Below are 16,151 nucleotides of genomic sequence, written 5' to 3' on the forward strand. Positions count from 1 at the left end.
CAGGTCGAGGTCGGTCAAGTCAGACCGTCGCCTGGCCGCGCAACTGGCCGTCACCGACCACGATGTACTTCTCGCAGGTCAGTCCTTCGAGGCCCACCGGGCCGCGGGCGTGCAGCTTATCAGTAGAAATGCCGATCTCGGCACCCAATCCGTATTCGAACCCATCGGCAAAGCAGGTCGGAGTGTTGATCATCACCGACGCCGAATCGACTTCGGCCACGAAACGACGGGTGTCCGCGAGGTTTTCGCTGATGATCGAGTCGGTGTGGTGCGAGCCGTAATGGTTGATATGTTCGATGGCCTGGTCCAACCCGTCGACCACACGAATCGACAGGATCGGCGCCAGATACTCGGTGTTCCAGTCGTCTTCGCTGGCCGCCACGGCGCCAATGATCGCCCGGGTGCGCTCGCAGCCACGCAGCTCGACGCCTTTTTCGCGGAACTGGGCAGCCATCGCCGGCAGGAAATCCTTCGCAACACTTTGATCGACGAGCAAGGTCTCCATCGCACCACAGATGCCATAACGGTAGGTCTTGGCATTGAAGGCGATGCGCTGGGCTTTCGCCAGATCGGCGTGGGCACTGACATAGACGTGGCAGATGCCGTCCAGGTGCTTGATCACCGGCACGCGGGCATCGCGGCTGATGCGCTCGATCAGGCCTCGGCCACCGCGCGGCACGATCACGTCGACGTACTCGGGCATGGTGATCATCGCGCCAACGGCGGCACGGTCGGTGGTTTCGACCACTTGCACCACCGCTGCCGGCAATTCGGCCTCGGCCAGACCGCGCTGGATGCACGCGGCAATCGCCCGGTTGGAATGAATCGCTTCGGAGCCACCTCGCAGGATGGTCGCGTTGCCCGACTTCAGGCACAGGCTGGCGGCATCGATGGTCACGTTGGGACGGGATTCGTAGATGATCCCGATCACGCCCAGCGGCACGCGCATCTTGCCGACCTGAATGCCGGACGGGCGAAAGCTCATGTCGCGGATCGCACCGACCGGATCCGGCAATGCTGCGACCTGGCGCAAGCCGACGATCATGCCGTCGATGCGCACCGGGGTCAGTTCCAGACGCTCCAGCAGTGCCGGCTCCAGGCCATTGGCGCGGCCGGCAGCCAGGTCCTGTTCATTGGCGGCGGCCAGCTCGGCGCGTGCCGCGTCCAGGGCATTGGCAGCAGCCTGCAGGGCGCGGTTTTTCTGCGCGGTGCTGGCACGGCCGATGACCCGGGAAGCTTCGCGGGCGGCGCGACCCAATCGGGTCATGTAGTCAAGAACGGACTCAGTCATGGTCTGCTGGGGTCTTGGCAAAGAGGAAAGCGGCAGATTATAGCTGTCGCGTCCCGGGACTAACAGCGGTGACAGGCGGATGGTCGAAATGGACTGCAATTTGCCGACGTTCAGCCGTAATTAAGCCTCGGATTGTTATCATCACGACCTCCTTCGCCTGGATAAACACCGTTTGCCATGTCCAACCTGACCGTTCGCGCCACCGCCGAGCGCCTGCCTCTGGGCCTTCCGGACGCTTTTTTCGACCGTGACGCGCAGCTGCTGGCCCGCGACCTGCTCGGCAAAGTCATCCGCCACCGGGTCGGCGATTTGTGGCTCAGCGCCCGGATCATCGAGACCGAAGCCTATTACTGCGCGGAAAAAGGCAGTCATGCGTCCCTCGGCTACACGGAAAAGCGTAAGGCCTTGTTTCTGGATGGCGGGCACATCTATATGTATTACGCCCGCGGCGGTGATTCGCTGAACTTCAGTGCCCAAGGGCCGGGCAACGCGGTGCTGATCAAATCCGCCTACCCGTGGGTCGATGAAATCAGCGGGCCGGCGAGCCTGGCGCAAATGCTGCTGAACAACCCTGATGCTCAGGGGCGCCCACGGCCTTCGCAAAAGCTGTGCGCCGGCCAGACATTGCTGTGCAAGGCACTGGGATTGAAGGTGCCGGTGTGGGACGCCAAGCGTTTCGATCATGAAGTGCTGCTGGTGGAAGACACCGGGCCGGCGCCGGCGCAGATCATTCAAACCACCCGCCTGGGCATCCCCCATGGCCGCGACGAACACCTGATGTACCGTTTCGTCGACGCCAGTTACGCACAATGGTGCACGCGGAACCCGCTACGTCGGGGTCAGGTCGAAGGGCGCGATTACTTCCTGCTGCCGGGGTTAGAGGCAGGTCTGAAGTAAAGGAACTCACTGTAGGAGTGAGCCTGCTCGCGATAGCGGTGTATCAGTCAACGAAGAAATCGACTGACCGGGCGCCATCGCGAGCAGGCTCACTCCTACAAGGATCAATTGAAGATTTGATGGAGTTGTTTGTATGGGCCCATGGCTCGATAGCGTGACCGGGTGGCTTGCCGCCAATCCGCAGTGGCTGGCCGCAGCGGTGTTTATCGTCGCCTGCGTGGAGTGCCTGGCGATTGCCGGGCTGATCGTGCCGGGCACGGTGTTGCTGTTTGCTGTCGCCGTATTGGCTGGCAGTGGCGCGCTGTCGTTGAGCGAGACCCTGCTGCTGGGCTTTCTCGGCGGGATTCTGGGCGACATGATTTCGTACTTCCTCGGCCGGCATTTCCACCAGAACATCCGCCGCCTGCCGGGGCTACGCCACCATGCGGAGTGGATGGCCGGTGCAGAAACCTACTTCCAGCGTTACGGCATCGCCAGCCTGCTGGTCGGGCGTTTTATCGGCCCGTTGCGGCCGATGCTGCCGATGGTCGCCGGCATGTGCGACATGCCCTTCCCGCGCTTTGCCGCCGTCAGCCTGCTGGCCGCGGCCGGCTGGAGCGTCGCCTACCTGCTGCCGGGCTGGGCCACTGGCGCGGCGATCCGCTTGCCGCTGCCGGAAGGTTTCTGGCTGCAGGCCGGCATCGTCGCCGCCAGTATCGCGGTGATGGTCGGCCTGAGCGTCAACAGCAGCTTGCGCCAGCATCGCCGGGCGACCGTCTGGATCAGCAGCATGAGCCTGTTGATTCTGATCGGGCTGTTCGTTGGCTATCCGTATCTGAGCGCCCTCGATCAGGGTGTCATGACATTGGTACAGGAACATCGTCAGCCGATGCTGGATGAAATCGCGGTGACGCTCACCCTGATCGGTGAATTCCACAACATGCTGATGTTCAGCGCCCTGCTCACCGGTCTGTTGCTGCTGTGCCGGCAATGGCGCCAGGCAATCTTTGCCGGCGGTACGCTACTGTGCACGGCGCTGCTCAACACGGGCACCAAACAGTTTTTCGCCCGGGTACGCCCGGAAGTGCTGACCGATCCGCTGACCAGTTACAGCATGCCCAGCGGCCATGCCTCGGGTTCGTTCGCGCTGTTTCTGGTGCTCGCGGTCCTCGCCGGGCGCGGCCAACCGCCGCGCATGCGCCTGACCTGGCTGCTGCTCGGCTGTATACCGGCGCTGTCGATTGCCTTGTCGCGGGTGTATCTGGGCGCGCACTGGCCGACGGATATCCTGGCGGGCGCGATGCTCGCGGCGTGCGTGTGTGCAGCAGGCCTGTGGCTGAGTCAGCGCCAGACGCCGCTCAACCCGATGCCGTTCAAAGTCTGGTGGCTGATTCTGCCGGCGCTGCTGGTGTTGTTCAGCCTGTTCGTCCTGCGCCATTTGCCGCACACGATGTTGCGTTACGCCTATTGATGACAACGTTGATGAAGCGCGGCCGAGATTGCCGGATTAATTCGGTTGGCGCTCATCATCCTTCTTCGGGTCTGTCGATAACTTTCAGAATAAACGTAACCGGCGTGTTATTGAACGCATCATGCTGACTCATATTGGGATCAACATCCTTGAAGTAGCGTCTACCATTTTCACTGGCCAGGTATATCGCGTTACGCCCCTTAGCCGCGAGAGCAACATGACAGGGGCCTTTATCCAGATCGCTGAACCGGGCATTCTCTACATCATGTTTCACCAACGTGAATTGACTACCCTGAGCAACATCACCGACAAAAACATGGCGAGCAGACTGACTGATTGCCAAGTACCCCTGATCATAATCACCTTTTAAAATCGTCTGAATGACATACTTGTCACCTTGGGGTGTAAACCTGAGCAACAGCGGTTTGTCATCTTCATGATCAGCCAATGTAAGAAAGTCCGAACCCTCGCGACTGGCAAGAGCGGCTTCGACCTCCAGCCGCTCGCGCCTGATGATCCGCGAATCGCGCAGACGCTGCTTCAGGCGCTGCTGACTAAGCACTACCGGCAGGCCGTCGACATAAAGATTTACTGTAAATGAATTGTTATTGATATTTATTAGAGACATAAAAACACTCACACAGACGCCAGACTGTCTATCCACGACAATCGTGGGTCTTTATTAAAATATTGGGTTTACCTGGATGCGCCGGCTGCCATAAAACTGGCCGCTGTCATTGAAACTCTCGGCATATCGCCTTCAGGGATTTTAGCTGCCCTTCTTTTGCGACGAGCGATGACCATCAGGTCAGCGTAAACACCGGCCGCCTCAATAACGTTTGTAACGTTGCGATCGGTATCTGCGTGTTTGAAAATATACTTTCCCGCTATGTCATCCCAAAACGCCCATTCGTCCTCGTAAACAGTCATGACTTCATCCTTACAATTATTAAGACCACCAACTTCCTGTTGATGAATAAAAAGTAAGGCAAAGACGAAAGCAAAACAATACTGGCAGAGGCCACGAGTTAATTCAGAGTGCAACTACGCGAACAACTCGCCCTGCAACTCATCGAGCAGCGCCTGGATCGCATCCAGCCGCTGCTGCGGATCGTCGAGTTGCAGCAGGTCAATCTTGTCTTCTTCGGCGAACGGCAGCAGATACGCCAACTGATTGGCCAGCGACTGCTGCCCCAGCGCTTCGTTGCCCATGTTCAACGCCTCGACCATCGGGTGCTCGGCCAGAGCCCTGAGCAGCGCCACCAGATCGGCGTCTTCATCCTGCAACGGTTGTTCCGGCTCATCGTCGAGCCATTCGACGTCGGCGAGGATCAGTTGATCGCGCTGCACTTCAGTGCGCAGCACATGGAAACGCCGCCCGCCCTGCACGCGAATCCCCAGCAGGCCATTGTCCTGCTGCTGGAAATCGGTGATCCGCGCTTCACAGCCGACCAGAGCAAAACCTTGTGGTGCGACGCCAACTTCGTGACCGTCGAGAATGCACACCACGCCGAAGCCGCCACCCTGTTTCATACAGCGACCAATCATGTCCAGGTAACGCGCCTCGAAGATCTGCAAGTCGAGGTTGCAGCCGGGAAACAGCACCGTGTTCAGCGGGAAAAGCGGCAGACTCATAGACATTTCCTTAGACCACCATCGACACCGCCAACGGCAGGAATACCGCCGTGGCCACGCCCATCAAACTCATCGCCAGCGCCGCAAAGGCGCCGCATTCATCACTTTCCTGCAAGGCCACCGAGGTGCCGACCGCGTGCGCGGTCATGCCCAACGCCATGCCACGCGCCTCCGGGCTGTGCACGCCGAGGCGGGTCAGCAACGCCGGGCCGAAGATCGCGCCGATCACCCCGGTGATCAACACGAACACCGCCGCCAGCGCCGCGACTCCACCGATCTGTTCGGCCACCAGCATCGCAATCGGCGAGGTCACCGACTTCGGCGCCATGGTCATCAGAATCATGTGCTCGGCGCCAAACCACCAGCCCAGCAACACACCCATGCCCGTGGCGACCACCCCGCCTATCACCAGCGTAGTAAAAATCGGCCAGAACAATTGGCGGATGCGTTTGAGGTTGAGATACAGCGGCACTGCCAGCGCCACTGTCGCCGGGCCCAGCAAAATGCTGAGGATCTCGGTGCTCTTGCGGTACTCGGCGTAGGTCAGGCCGCAGCCGACCAGCACACCGATCACCAACAGCATGGAGACCAGAACCGGTTGCAGAAAGATCCAGCGGGTTTTCTCGAACGCCGCCAGCACCAGTTGATAGGCACCCAGGGTGATGCCGATGCCGAACAGCGGGTGATGGATCACCGAGACCCAGGCGCCTTGCCAATCGAAGAGCATCAGGACTCCTCCGAGTGCGGCGCGTGTCGCTTGACCAGGCGCTGCATCAGCACCCCGGCGAAGGCCATCGACAGGATCAGCGACAGCACCAGTGCGCCGACAATCGCCCAGAAATCGGCGGCAATGTCGCTCGCATAAACCATCACGCCCACCGCCGGCGGCACCAGCAGCAACGGCAGATAACGCAGCAGGCTGCCGGCCGCCAGGTTCAGCGGCTCGCCGACTTCACCGCGAATGATCAGGAACACCAGCAACAGCAGCAGGCCGATGATCGGCCCCGGCAGCACCGGCAACAGCAAATGGTTGAGCGCCGTGCCGAGCAGTTGGAACAGCACCAGCATGGTCAGGCCACGTAACAACATCAGACATCTCCCCCCGCAAGTCATCGGCATTATAAGCACGGCAGCGCTATGGATCGGCATTCGCCAAAAGCATGGTCGGTTGACCGGAGCAAATCGCCATGTTGATCTACAGTGGTTCGCAGGGCGGTCAAATCCCCCACCTGAAAAACTATAAAACCGATGAACCCAAGGAGAGTCTCAATGCCCTATGTTCCCGTTGCAGAGCTCAAAGATTATGTCGGCAAGGAACTCGGACGTTCCGAATGGCTCACCATCGATCAGGAGCGCATCAACCTGTTCGCCGAAGCCACCGGGGATTATCAGTTCATCCATGTCGATCCGGTCAAAGCCGCGCAAACGCCATTTGGCAGCACCATTGCCCACGGTTTCCTGTCGCTGTCGCTGATCCCCAAACTGATGGAAGACATCCTCGTGCTGCCGCAAGGCCTGAAGATGGTGGTCAACTACGGTCTGGACAGTGTGCGTTTCATCCAGCCAGTGAAGGTCAATTCAAAAGTTCGCCTGAAGGTCGATCTGGCCGAAGTGACCGAGAAGAAACCCGGTCAATGGCTGCTCAAGGCCACCGCCACGCTTGAGATAGAGGGCTCGGACAAACCGGCCTACATCGCCGAGCCGCTGTCGCTCTGCTTCGTTTGAGTCACCGGATGCGAAACAGCGCACGCTGTTTCGCATCAGCGCTGTTTTTACCGGCTGTATAAGGTCACATAGCTGCGGCATACTCGGTCGCCTAATTGCCCGGATCCCGCTATGCGCCCACTCGCTTCCCTTGCACCCCTTGCCCTGATCCTGATGCTCACCGCGTGCGGCGACGGCGAATCGCTGTTGCCTCCGGATGCGCGCCTGCCGGACGGCGGACGCTATCGCGGCGAACTGGTCAACGGCTTGCTGCAAGGCCAGGGCCGGGTCGACTATCCCAACGGCAGTTGGTACGCCGGGCAGTTCGACAAGGGCCAATGGCATGGCCAGGGTGAGTGGCACGGCAGTAACGGCGAGATCTATCGCGGCCAGTTCCAGCAGGGCCTGTTCGATGGTCAGGGCAGTCTGACCACCAACGCCAGCAGTTACACCGGCGGCTTCAGGCAGGGCCGGCGCGACGGCGAAGGTACCCTCAAGGAAAACGCCATGACCTACCGTGGCGAGTTCAAGGCCGACCAGTATTCCGGGCTGGGCCGCCTGGAAATGGACGACGGCAGCTCGTATCAGGGCCAGTTCGCCCACGGCAAACCCAACGGCGAAGGCCAACGCGGCGACGCCAGCGGCAACTCGTTCAGCGGCCATTTCGTCAACGGCCAGCTCGAAGGCAATGGCACCTTCAACAGTGCCGATGGCGACATCTATGTCGGTGGTTTCAAGAACAGCCAGTTGCACGGCAAGGGCCGCTATGAAAACGCCGATGGCGACGTGTGGCTCGGCCAGTTCAAGGAAGGCGCACTGACCGGCAAGGGTGAACTGATCGGCACCGACGGCAGCCATTACATCGGCTACTTCAATGACTGGCGCTTCAGCGGTCAGGGCCGTTTGAATCTGTCTGACGGCAGTTTCTACATTGGCGGTTTCGACAACGACAGCTACGCCGGACGCGGCACCCTGGTGCTGACCGATGGCACCGTACTCAGCGGCACCTGGATCAACAGCCAACGGGTGCGCGACGCCGACGGCAAGCTCCTGCCCGACATCCTCGAACTCGGTTTGCTGGCTCAGGGCCGCCTGCTCGATGACGCGCTGTCCGCCGTGCCCGCCTCGACGCCGGCGGTCGAGCTGTACACCCTGACCCTCGGTGGCGACGGCAAGCAAAGCGTGTTCCTACGCGAATCCGACTACGTCGCCAACATGCTCACCACGCGTTTCGGTGCTTACGGCCAGATTCGTCTGGTCAACCACCGCGACCACCTCGGCGACCGGCCGATGGCCACCCGCGAAAACCTGCGCCGCGCCGCGCAGATCCTGGCCGAACGCAGTGGCCCGGAAGATCTGGTATTCATCTACCTGACCAGCCACGGCACCGCCGAACACGAACTGGTGCTCGACCAGCCACGCATGGAGCTGGCCGACCTGCCCGCCGATGAACTCGCCGCCGTGCTCGCACCGCTGAAAAATCGCGACAAGGTGATCGTGATTTCATCGTGCTATTCCGGTGGTTTCATCCCTGCGTTGAAAGATGAGCGCACACTGATCATGACCGCCTCGCGTGCCGATCGCGTGTCGTTCGGCTGCTCGGAAGAAGCCAACTTCACCTACTTCGGCGACGCCTTGTTCGCCCAGGCGCTGAACCAGACCGACGATCTGGAACAAGCCTTCAAACTGGCCAAGGCCACCGTTGCCGAGCGTGAACTGGCCGACAATTTCGAAGCCTCGGAACCACAGATCTGGGCACCCAAGACTGTGCTGTCGCACTGGCAACTGCTGCGCAAACAGCAAGCAAGAAAAGCTTTGCAAAGCGCTGCATTGAACGACGGAGCGACAAACAGCAACTAAGCTGAACAGTATCAAGGGAGAGACACAATGTACTTGACGCCTCAGCACGTATTGCTTGCCGGAGCCACCGGATTGACCGGTGAACACCTGCTCGACCGCTTGCTCAACGAGCCGACGATCACCCGCGTGCTCGCCCCGTCGCGCCGGCCACTGGCTGAACATCCGCACCTGGAAAACCCGGTCGGCGACCCACAGGCCTTTCTGCCGCAACTCAGCGGTCGCGTCGATATCGCCTACTGCTGCCTCGGTACCACCATCAAGCAGGCAGGCTCGGAAGCGGCATTTCGCGCGGTGGATCTGGACATGGTGGTGGCGTTCGCCAAGCGCGCCCGGGAAATGGGCGCACGGCATCTGATCGTGATCAGTGCGCTGGGCGCCGATCCGAAGTCATCGATTTTCTACAACCGGGTCAAAGGCGAAATGGAACAAGCGCTGCGCGCCCAGAACTGGCCGCAACTGACCATTTGCCGGCCGTCGCTGCTCTTGGGTGAGCGCACCGAACCGCGCCTGGGCGAACAACTGGCCGCGCCGTTCTCCAAACTGATCCCCGGCAAATACCGCGGCATCGAAGCCTGCCAACTGGCCCGGGCGATGTGGCGCCTGGCGCTTGAGGAGCAGGATGGGGTGCGGATTGTCGAGTCGGATGAGCTGCGCAAACTCGGCAAGTAATCAATGCAATCGCCAGCAAGCTGACGATGGAGTGCGCAGCACTCCCAGAATCAAAAGATCGCAGCCTTCGGCAGCTCCTACACGGGATTTATGTTCACCCTGTAGGAGCTGCCGAAGGCTGCGATCTTTTGCTTTTACAATCCGCCAGTCGCCTGAAACCCCACGCCGATCACGGTGAGCAACGACAACGGCAACAACAGCGTATCGAGCAAGGCACTCGCCGGCAGGTCCACCCCCGGATAGCTCGGCGCTTCAGCCCCGAAACGGTCCATTGCACAACACCCGCCGTTCATCGCATACAAATCCAGCCGCGTCCCGGAATACACCACCGGTGCGCCCGGCTTAGCCGCATCCAGCGTACGCACGGTGGCGCAGCCGGCCAGTTGCAGCGCCAGCACAATCGTCAGCAGCTTATTCATCGCTGCTCAGATGATGCTCGCCCCAACGCGGCAGCATGTCCTGAGGAATGCCCAGCAAATTGAGAATCCGCGCCACGACGAAATCGATCAGGTCATCAATGGTCTGCGGCTGGTGATAGAAGCCCGGCGAGGCCGGCAGGATGGTCACGCCCATGTTCGACAGCTTGAGCATGTGCTCCAGATGAATGCTCGAATACGGCGCCTCGCGCGGCACCAGAATCAACTGGCGACGCTCCTTCAGCGTCACGTCCGCCGCCCGCTCGATCAGGTTGTTGCAGGCGCCCGTGGCAATCGCCGACAAGGTGCCGGTGGAGCATGGCACCACAACCATCGCTGCCGGCGCGCCGGAGCCCGAGGCTACCGGCGACATCCAGTCTTCCTTGCCGTACACGCGGATCTGCCCGGAGGCCGCCCCGGTGTACTCGGTCAGGAACGCCTGCATCATCTGCGGTTTGGCCGGCAGCGAGACGTCGGTCTCGGTGGCCATCACCAGTTGCGCAGCTTTGGAGATCAGGAAGTGCACTTCGCGATCTTCGCGCACCAGGCAATCGAGCAGGCGCAAACCGTACTGCGCGCCGGAAGCACCGGTCATCGCCAGCGTGATGCGTTCCGGGCCGCCGTCCTGGGAAAGAGTGTTCATTTAAGCGCCTCGGCGAGTTTGCCGTGCAGGCCGCCGAAGCCGCCGTTGCTCATGATCACCACATGAGTGCCGGGTTGGGCCTGGCTCTTCACGCGCTCGATGATGCCTTCGAGCGAATCGCTGACGATCGACGGCACGGTGCACAACGCGGCAGTGGCACCCAGATCCCAGCCGAGGTTGGCCGGGGCGTACCAGATCACCTGATCGGCATCGACCACGCTGTCGGGCAAACCGTCACGGTGCGCGCCGAGCTTCATCGAGTTGGAACGCGGTTCGATGATCGCGATCAGCGGTGCGTCGCCGATGCGTTTGCGCAGACCGTCGAGAGTAGTGGCGATCGCGGTCGGGTGGTGGGCGAAGTCGTCATAGATGGTGATGCCGCGCACTTCGGCGACTTTCTCCATCCGGCGTTTGACGTTCTTGAACGCGCTCAACCCGGCGATGCCCATCGATGGCACCACACCGACATGCCGCGCCGCCGCCAAAGCAGCCAAGGCGTTGGCGACGTTGTGCTGCCCGGTCAACTCCCATTCGACGGTGCCTTGGGACACGCCCTCGAACATCACCTCGAACGCCGAACCGTCATCCTTGAGCAACTTGACCTGCCACTGACCACCGGCACCGGTGGTTTGCACCGGGGTCCAGCAGCCCATTTCGATCACGCGCTGCAAGGCAGGCTCGGTGGTCGGATGAATCACCAGACCTTCACTCGGAATGGTGCGCACCAAATGGTGAAACTGTCGCTCGATGGCCGGCAGATCGGGGAAGATGTCCGCGTGATCGAACTCAAGGTTGTTGAGGATCGCGGTGCGCGGGCGGTAGTGGACGAACTTCGAACGCTTGTCGAAGAACGCGCTGTCGTATTCGTCAGCCTCAATCACGAAGAACGGCGTACCGCCCAGGCGCGCGGACACCGAGAAATTCTGCGGCACGCCACCGATCAGGAACCCCGGGCTCATGCCGGCATGTTCCAGCACCCAGGCGAGCATGCTGCTGGTGGTGGTCTTGCCGTGTGTACCGGCGACCGCCAGCACCCAGCGACCTTGCAACACGTGATCGGCCAGCCACTGCGGACCGGAGACGTACGGCAGGCCCTTGTTCAGCACATATTCCACCGCCGGGTTGCCGCGGGACATGGCGTTGCCGATCACCACCAGATCCGGCGCCGGATCGAGCTGGGCCGGGTCGTAGCCTTGGGTCAGTTGAATGCCCTGGGCCTCAAGCTGCGTGCTCATCGGCGGATAGACGTTGGCGTCGGAACCGGTCACGTGATGGCCCAACTCTTTGGCCAGAACCGCCATCGAGCCCATGAAAGTCCCGCAGATACCCAGAATATGAATGTGCATAGTCGACCTCGTAAAACATGGCCGCAGGTTAGCGTAGGGAGGGGAAAATCGCACTCTTTAGCTGACACCATCACCCACCACCACGATCACTACCCCACCTGTAGGAGCTGACGAGTGCAACGAGGCTGCGATCTTTTGATCCTATAAAGAACAAGATCAAAAGATCGCAGCCTTCGGCAGCTCCTACAGGGGGATTTATCCGGTTCGGGCGATGCCGTGTTTGCGCAGCTTTCTGTAGAGGGTGTTGCGGCTCACGCCCAGTTGCTCGGCGGTGTGAGTCATGTGCCAGCGCGTGCGTTCAAGAGTATTGAGCAACGCCAATCGTTCGGCATCCTCGAGAGGTTGCTCGCAGGGAATGGATTCCACCGCTGGCGGCCGCACCTGACGAATCATCGCTGGCAGATCCTCCAGCCCGATCCGCCCGTCATCGCACAACGCCGCCAGCGTACGCAGGACATTGCGCAACTGCCGCACATTGCCCGGCCAGTTGAAGGCCAGCAACGCCTGGCGCGCCGGTTCGTCGATGACGATCACCTCCCCGCCCGCCTCCTCGGCCAGCAGGAAATCCAGCAACTGCGATTTGTCACTGCGCTCGCGCAACGCCGGTAGCGCGACTTCGAGACCGTTGAGCCGGTAATACAGATCTTCGCGGAAGCTGCCGTCTTCGACCCGCTCCAACAGATTGCGGTGCGTGGCGCTGATGATCCGCACGTTGACCGCCTCCGGCTCGCCGCCGATCGGCACCACTTGTCGGTCTTCCAGCACCCGCAACAAACGGGTCTGCAGCGCCAGCGGCATGTCACCGATTTCATCGAGGAACAAGGTGCCGCCATCGGCCTGCTGCAACTTGCCGCGCATGCCGTCCTTGCGCGCGCCGGTGAAACTGCCGCCGCGATAACCGAACAGTTCGCTCTCGATCAGGCTCTCGGGAATCGCCGCGCAGTTGAGGGCGACGAAGGCTTTGTTGGCGCGCTGGCTGGCGTGATGCACAGCCTTGGCGAAGGCTTCCTTACCGGAGCCGGTCTCGCCGTTGATCAGCAGCGGCACGTCGCGCTCGAACACACGCAACGCCTTGCGAAAATCGGCTTGCAGCGCCGCGTCACCGAGGCAAATGCCCGCCAATGGTTGCGCCCGAGCCACAACCGGGGCCGGCGTAATCGGCAGCGGTTTGCGCGATTCACCACGCAGCAAGGCAAACAGATGCCGCCCGTCGCGGGTGCGCAACGGCCAACTGGCGCTGGCATTGGCGCTGGCGCGGCCGAGCAGTTCGTCCAGCGAGCAATCGAAAAACGCTTCCACCGGTTTGCCCAGCAAGCCACCGCGAATATGCCCCAGCAGGTTCAGCGCACTCTGGTTGACCGCGCTGATCCGCCCTTCTCCGTCAAACGCCAGCAGCCCTTCGCTGAACAGGCCGACGGATTCGGCCTGCAAGTGAAAACGCAGCAACCACTGGTTATCGAAGCAACGCAGGAAATAGCAGCTCTCGATCATCTTCGCCGACAGGTTGACCAGCGCCATGGTGTGGAACTGGCTCTGCCGCGAGACATCGTGGCGCGCCGAGGACACGTCGAGCACCGCGAGCAATTCGCCGTGCGGGTCGAACACCGGACTCGCCGAGCAGGTCAGGCCGGTGTGACGGCCGCGAAAGTGTTCGTCCTGGTGAATGGTCAGCGCCTGGCGCTCGACCAGGCAGGTGCCGATGCCATTGGTGCCTTCGCAGGCTTCGCTCCAGTCGGCGCCGAGCCAGAGGCCGGCACGTTCGAAAATCTTGCGTTCGGCTGGTGCGGTGACGCAGTTGAGGATCACCCCACGCGCATCGGTCAGCAGCACCGCATGGCCGGCGCCAGACAGTTGTTGATGCAGGCTGCTCATTTCATTGCCGGCAATCTGCAACACCTGTTGCAGGCGCTCGCGGCTTTCGAGGACGCGCCCGTGTTCGAGCACGGTGGGCGCCATGGCAAGCGCCGGGTCGAGATGATAGTCCTCAAGACAACGCAGCCACGAACGGGCAATCGACGGATCGGCACCGGGCCCGTGCAGGTGCGGCTTGCCCTGGGTCACGGTGAGCACCTGTTGGGCATGGCGACTCAAATGGTTGTCGTGCATTTCTTATTATTCTCCCCGAAAGGTCGACGCAAACCTCGTGTAGGAGCTGCCGCGGCTGCGATCTTTTGATCTTGATCTGCAAGAAAGCAAAATCAAAAGATCGCAGCCTGCGGCAGCTCCTACAGGGTTTCTGTTGGCTGAGGATCCTCCAGGCCGGCCGGCATTGCAATGCTGGCAAGACCGGCCGGTCACAGGCTGTGCCAAAAGCGGTACAAACTGTCACCCCCTCTGTACCGAAACCATCACAGGCATCACCCGCCCGTCCGACAAAAAACCCGCAAGGCCTTGATTTGCCTGACCTGCACGGCAGTGGCCCGACCTTTGCTCTACGCTTATAGCAAGCGCACTTGCGCGTTTCTCTAATAAGTACAAAGCCAAGGAGAACATCATCATGCGTTACGCTCACCCCGGTACTGAAGGCGCCAAAGTCTCGTTCAAGAGCAAGTACGGTAACTACATCGGCGGCGAGTTCGTCGCGCCTGTCAAAGGTCAGTACTTCACCAATACCTCGCCAGTGAATGGCCAACCGATTGCCGAATTCCCCCGTTCCACTGCCGAAGACATCGACAAGGCACTGGACGCCGCCCACGCCGCCGCCGACGCGTGGGGCGCGACCTCTGTGCAGGCGCGCTCGCTGATCCTGCTGAAAATCGCCGACCGCATCGAAGAAAACCTCGAACTGCTGGCGATCACCGAAACCTGGGACAACGGCAAAGCCATCCGCGAAACCCTCAACGCCGACATCCCGCTGGCCGCCGACCATTTCCGCTACTTCGCCGGCTGCCTGCGCGCCCAGGAAGGCAGCGCTGCCGAAATCGACGGCAACACCGTGGCCTATCACATCCATGAACCACTGGGCGTGGTCGGTCAGATCATCCCGTGGAACTTCCCGCTGCTGATGGCCGCGTGGAAACTCGCCCCGGCGCTGGCTGCCGGCAACTGCGTGGTGCTCAAACCTGCCGAGCAAACCCCGCTGGGCATCTGCGTCCTGATGGAGCTGATCGGTGATCTGCTGCCACCGGGCGTGCTCAACGTGGTGCAGGGCTTCGGCAAAGAAGCCGGCGAAGCGCTGGCCACCAGCAAACGCATCGCCAAGATCGCTTTCACCGGCTCGACCCCGGTCGGCTCGCACATCATGAAATGCGCGGCCGAGAACATCATTCCGTCCACCGTGGAGCTGGGCGGCAAGTCGCCGAACATCTTCTTCGAAGACATCATGCAGGCCGAACCGAGCTTCATCGAGAAAGCGGCCGAAGGTCTGGTGCTGGCGTTCTTCAACCAGGGCGAAGTGTGCACCTGCCCGTCCCGCGCACTGGTGCAGGAGTCGATCTACGACGAATTCATGCAAGCGGTGATGAAGAAAGTCAGCCAGATCAAACGCGGCGATCCGCTGGACACCGACACCATGGTCGGCGCCCAGGCGTCCGAGCAGCAGTTCGACAAGATCCTGTCGTACCTGGAAATCGCCAAGGGTGAAGGCGCCGAACTGCTGACCGGCGGCAAGGTGGAAAAACTCGAGGGCAGTCTGGCGACCGGCTATTACATCCAGCCGACCCTGCTCAAGGGCACCAACAAAATGCGCGTGTTCCAGGAAGAAATCTTCGGCCCGGTGGTGAGCATCACCACCTTCAAGGACGAAGCCGAAGCCCTGGCGATTGCCAACGACACCGAGTTCGGTCTCGGTGCCGGCCTGTGGACCCGCGACATCAACCGCGCCTACCGCATGGGTCGCGCGATCAAGGCCGGTCGCGTGTGGACCAACTGCTACCACCTGTACCCGGCGCATGCCGCGTTCGGCGGGTACAAGAAGTCCGGCGTCGGCCGCGAAACCCACAAGATGATGCTTGATCACTATCAGCAGACGAAAAACCTGCTGGTGAGCTACGACATCAATCCGTTGGGCTTCTTCTAAAACCCTGGGGCGACACTGATGTTTCGGTGTTGCCCTATCGACCGCTATCGCGAGCAGGCTCACTCCTGCAATTGCACCGCATCCCTCCTGTAGGAGTGAGCCTGCTCGCGATTGGCGTCCTCAATGACACAACACAAGGCCTGGCCGCGCTGGCACGGCCCTTGCGTACCCGTCATTCAGGTTTGCGCGAAAACTGCCGCTGCGTGAACAGCATCCATCCAC

Annotated in this window: 16 protein-coding genes; 6 read left to right on the top strand and 10 right to left on the bottom strand. The window is 61.1% G+C overall.

Annotated features, from left to right (window positions below; translation table 11 throughout):
* Positions 1-19: 19 nt before the first annotated feature.
* Positions 20-1,291 carry a glutamate-5-semialdehyde dehydrogenase gene (locus KKQ10_RS21395; RefSeq protein ID WP_215502215.1) on the bottom strand — a complete coding sequence of 424 codons (1,272 nt, stop codon included), beginning with the start codon at positions 1,289-1,291 and terminating at the stop codon, positions 20-22.
* A 177-nt stretch (positions 1,292-1,468) separates the two neighbouring features.
* Between KKQ10_RS21395 and KKQ10_RS21400 the strand changes: the two genes are divergently transcribed.
* A complete protein-coding gene (locus KKQ10_RS21400; RefSeq protein WP_215502216.1) occupies positions 1,469-2,188 on the top strand; it encodes a DNA-3-methyladenine glycosylase in 720 nt (239 codons plus the stop codon).
* 133 nt (positions 2,189-2,321) lie between these two features.
* On the top strand, positions 2,322-3,638 hold the full coding sequence (locus KKQ10_RS21405) for a bifunctional DedA family/phosphatase PAP2 family protein (RefSeq protein WP_215502217.1): 1,317 nt from the start codon (positions 2,322-2,324) through the stop codon (positions 3,636-3,638).
* A 55-nt stretch (positions 3,639-3,693) separates the two neighbouring features.
* On the opposite strand, the gene KKQ10_RS21410 is transcribed toward KKQ10_RS21405, so the two are convergent.
* The 5 genes from KKQ10_RS21410 to KKQ10_RS21430 all read right to left on the bottom strand — a co-directional run bounded on the left by KKQ10_RS21410 (position 3,694) and on the right by KKQ10_RS21430 (position 6,362).
* Positions 3,694-4,266 (bottom strand): hypothetical protein, encoded by a 573-nt coding sequence (locus tag KKQ10_RS21410; protein ID WP_215502218.1) that lies wholly within the window; start codon positions 4,264-4,266, stop codon positions 3,694-3,696.
* Positions 4,267-4,334: 68 nt separating this feature from the next.
* On the bottom strand, positions 4,335-4,568 hold the full coding sequence (locus KKQ10_RS21415) for a hypothetical protein (RefSeq protein ID WP_215502219.1): 234 nt from the start codon (positions 4,566-4,568) through the stop codon (positions 4,335-4,337).
* Positions 4,569-4,682: 114 nt separating this feature from the next.
* On the bottom strand, positions 4,683-5,273 hold the full coding sequence (locus KKQ10_RS21420; protein WP_127651209.1) for an LON peptidase substrate-binding domain-containing protein: 591 nt from the start codon (positions 5,271-5,273) through the stop codon (positions 4,683-4,685).
* 10 nt (positions 5,274-5,283) lie between these two features.
* On the bottom strand, positions 5,284-6,000 hold the full coding sequence (locus tag KKQ10_RS21425; protein WP_127651210.1) for an LrgB family protein: 717 nt from the start codon (positions 5,998-6,000) through the stop codon (positions 5,284-5,286).
* The gene (locus KKQ10_RS21430) at positions 6,000-6,362 is read right to left on the bottom strand and encodes a CidA/LrgA family protein (RefSeq protein WP_095139173.1); all 363 of its coding nucleotides are present in this window, start codon (positions 6,360-6,362) and stop codon (positions 6,000-6,002) included. Before KKQ10_RS21430 ends, KKQ10_RS21425 begins: the two co-directional genes overlap by 1 nt.
* A gap of 180 nt (positions 6,363-6,542) precedes the next feature.
* Here KKQ10_RS21430 and KKQ10_RS21435 point away from each other — a divergent pair, with 180 nt between their 5' ends.
* The 3 genes from KKQ10_RS21435 to KKQ10_RS21445 all read left to right on the top strand — a co-directional run bounded on the left by KKQ10_RS21435 (position 6,543) and on the right by KKQ10_RS21445 (position 9,506).
* Positions 6,543-6,998, top strand: coding sequence for a MaoC family dehydratase (locus KKQ10_RS21435; protein WP_003228575.1), 456 nt, complete (start codon positions 6,543-6,545; stop codon positions 6,996-6,998).
* Between the two features lie 111 nt (positions 6,999-7,109).
* Positions 7,110-8,837 carry a C13 family peptidase gene (locus KKQ10_RS21440; RefSeq protein ID WP_215502220.1) on the top strand — a complete coding sequence of 576 codons (1,728 nt, stop codon included), beginning with the start codon at positions 7,110-7,112 and terminating at the stop codon, positions 8,835-8,837.
* A gap of 27 nt (positions 8,838-8,864) precedes the next feature.
* Positions 8,865-9,506, top strand: coding sequence for an oxidoreductase (locus KKQ10_RS21445; protein WP_127651212.1), 642 nt, complete (start codon positions 8,865-8,867; stop codon positions 9,504-9,506).
* Positions 9,507-9,640: 134 nt separating this feature from the next.
* Here the strand turns inward: KKQ10_RS21445 and KKQ10_RS21450 are convergent, their stop codons facing one another.
* The 4 genes from KKQ10_RS21450 to KKQ10_RS21465 all read right to left on the bottom strand — a co-directional run bounded on the left by KKQ10_RS21450 (position 9,641) and on the right by KKQ10_RS21465 (position 14,017).
* Entirely contained in the window at positions 9,641-9,925 is a 285-nt protein-coding gene (locus tag KKQ10_RS21450; RefSeq protein WP_127651213.1) for a YceK/YidQ family lipoprotein, read from the bottom strand.
* Positions 9,918-10,565, bottom strand: a complete 648-nt coding sequence (ubiX, locus tag KKQ10_RS21455; protein ID WP_215502221.1) for a flavin prenyltransferase UbiX — start codon at positions 10,563-10,565, stop codon at positions 9,918-9,920. Before ubiX ends, KKQ10_RS21450 begins: the two co-directional genes overlap by 8 nt.
* Positions 10,562-11,911, bottom strand: coding sequence for a UDP-N-acetylmuramate:L-alanyl-gamma-D-glutamyl-meso-diaminopimelate ligase (gene mpl, locus KKQ10_RS21460; protein ID WP_127651215.1), 1,350 nt, complete (start codon positions 11,909-11,911; stop codon positions 10,562-10,564). Before mpl ends, ubiX begins: the two co-directional genes overlap by 4 nt.
* A 195-nt stretch (positions 11,912-12,106) precedes the next feature.
* The gene (locus KKQ10_RS21465; protein WP_215502222.1) at positions 12,107-14,017 is read right to left on the bottom strand and encodes a sigma-54-dependent Fis family transcriptional regulator; all 1,911 of its coding nucleotides are present in this window, start codon (positions 14,015-14,017) and stop codon (positions 12,107-12,109) included.
* 391 nt (positions 14,018-14,408) lie between these two features.
* Between KKQ10_RS21465 and exaC the strand changes: the two genes are divergently transcribed.
* Positions 14,409-15,929: an acetaldehyde dehydrogenase ExaC gene (gene exaC / locus KKQ10_RS21470; protein WP_123448265.1), complete on the top strand. Its 1,521-nt coding sequence runs from the start codon at positions 14,409-14,411 to the stop codon at positions 15,927-15,929.
* The last annotated feature ends 222 nt before the right edge of the window (positions 15,930-16,151 follow it).

The organism is Pseudomonas sp. MG-9 (assembly GCF_018729515.1).
Classification (GTDB): Bacteria; Pseudomonadota; Gammaproteobacteria; order Pseudomonadales; family Pseudomonadaceae; genus Aquipseudomonas; species Aquipseudomonas serboccidentalis.

Excerpts from the sequence above, each read along its gene's own strand:
- KKQ10_RS21415 (WP_215502219.1), bottom strand. The coding sequence starts at position 4,568 with ATGACTGTTTACGAGGACGAATGGGCGTTTTGGGATGACATAGCGGGA.
- KKQ10_RS21450 (WP_127651213.1), bottom strand. The coding sequence starts at position 9,925 with ATGAATAAGCTGCTGACGATTGTGCTGGCGCTGCAACTGGCCGGCTGC.
- KKQ10_RS21400 (WP_215502216.1), top strand. The coding sequence starts at position 1,469 with ATGTCCAACCTGACCGTTCGCGCCACCGCCGAGCGCCTGCCTCTGGGC.
- KKQ10_RS21405 (WP_215502217.1), top strand. The coding sequence starts at position 2,322 with ATGGGCCCATGGCTCGATAGCGTGACCGGGTGGCTTGCCGCCAATCCG.
- KKQ10_RS21410 (WP_215502218.1), bottom strand. The coding sequence starts at position 4,266 with ATGTCTCTAATAAATATCAATAACAATTCATTTACAGTAAATCTTTAT.
- KKQ10_RS21420 (WP_127651209.1), bottom strand. The coding sequence starts at position 5,273 with ATGAGTCTGCCGCTTTTCCCGCTGAACACGGTGCTGTTTCCCGGCTGC.
- KKQ10_RS21425 (WP_127651210.1), bottom strand. The coding sequence starts at position 6,000 with ATGCTCTTCGATTGGCAAGGCGCCTGGGTCTCGGTGATCCATCACCCG.
- mpl (WP_127651215.1), bottom strand. The coding sequence starts at position 11,911 with ATGCACATTCATATTCTGGGTATCTGCGGGACTTTCATGGGCTCGATG.
- KKQ10_RS21465 (WP_215502222.1), bottom strand. The coding sequence starts at position 14,017 with ATGCACGACAACCATTTGAGTCGCCATGCCCAACAGGTGCTCACCGTG.
- exaC (WP_123448265.1), top strand. The coding sequence starts at position 14,409 with ATGCGTTACGCTCACCCCGGTACTGAAGGCGCCAAAGTCTCGTTCAAG.
- KKQ10_RS21430 (WP_095139173.1), bottom strand. The coding sequence starts at position 6,362 with ATGTTGTTACGTGGCCTGACCATGCTGGTGCTGTTCCAACTGCTCGGC.
- KKQ10_RS21435 (WP_003228575.1), top strand. The coding sequence starts at position 6,543 with ATGCCCTATGTTCCCGTTGCAGAGCTCAAAGATTATGTCGGCAAGGAA.
- ubiX (WP_215502221.1), bottom strand. The coding sequence starts at position 10,565 with ATGAACACTCTTTCCCAGGACGGCGGCCCGGAACGCATCACGCTGGCG.
- KKQ10_RS21395 (WP_215502215.1), bottom strand. The coding sequence starts at position 1,291 with ATGACTGAGTCCGTTCTTGACTACATGACCCGATTGGGTCGCGCCGCC.
- KKQ10_RS21440 (WP_215502220.1), top strand. The coding sequence starts at position 7,110 with ATGCGCCCACTCGCTTCCCTTGCACCCCTTGCCCTGATCCTGATGCTC.
- KKQ10_RS21445 (WP_127651212.1), top strand. The coding sequence starts at position 8,865 with ATGTACTTGACGCCTCAGCACGTATTGCTTGCCGGAGCCACCGGATTG.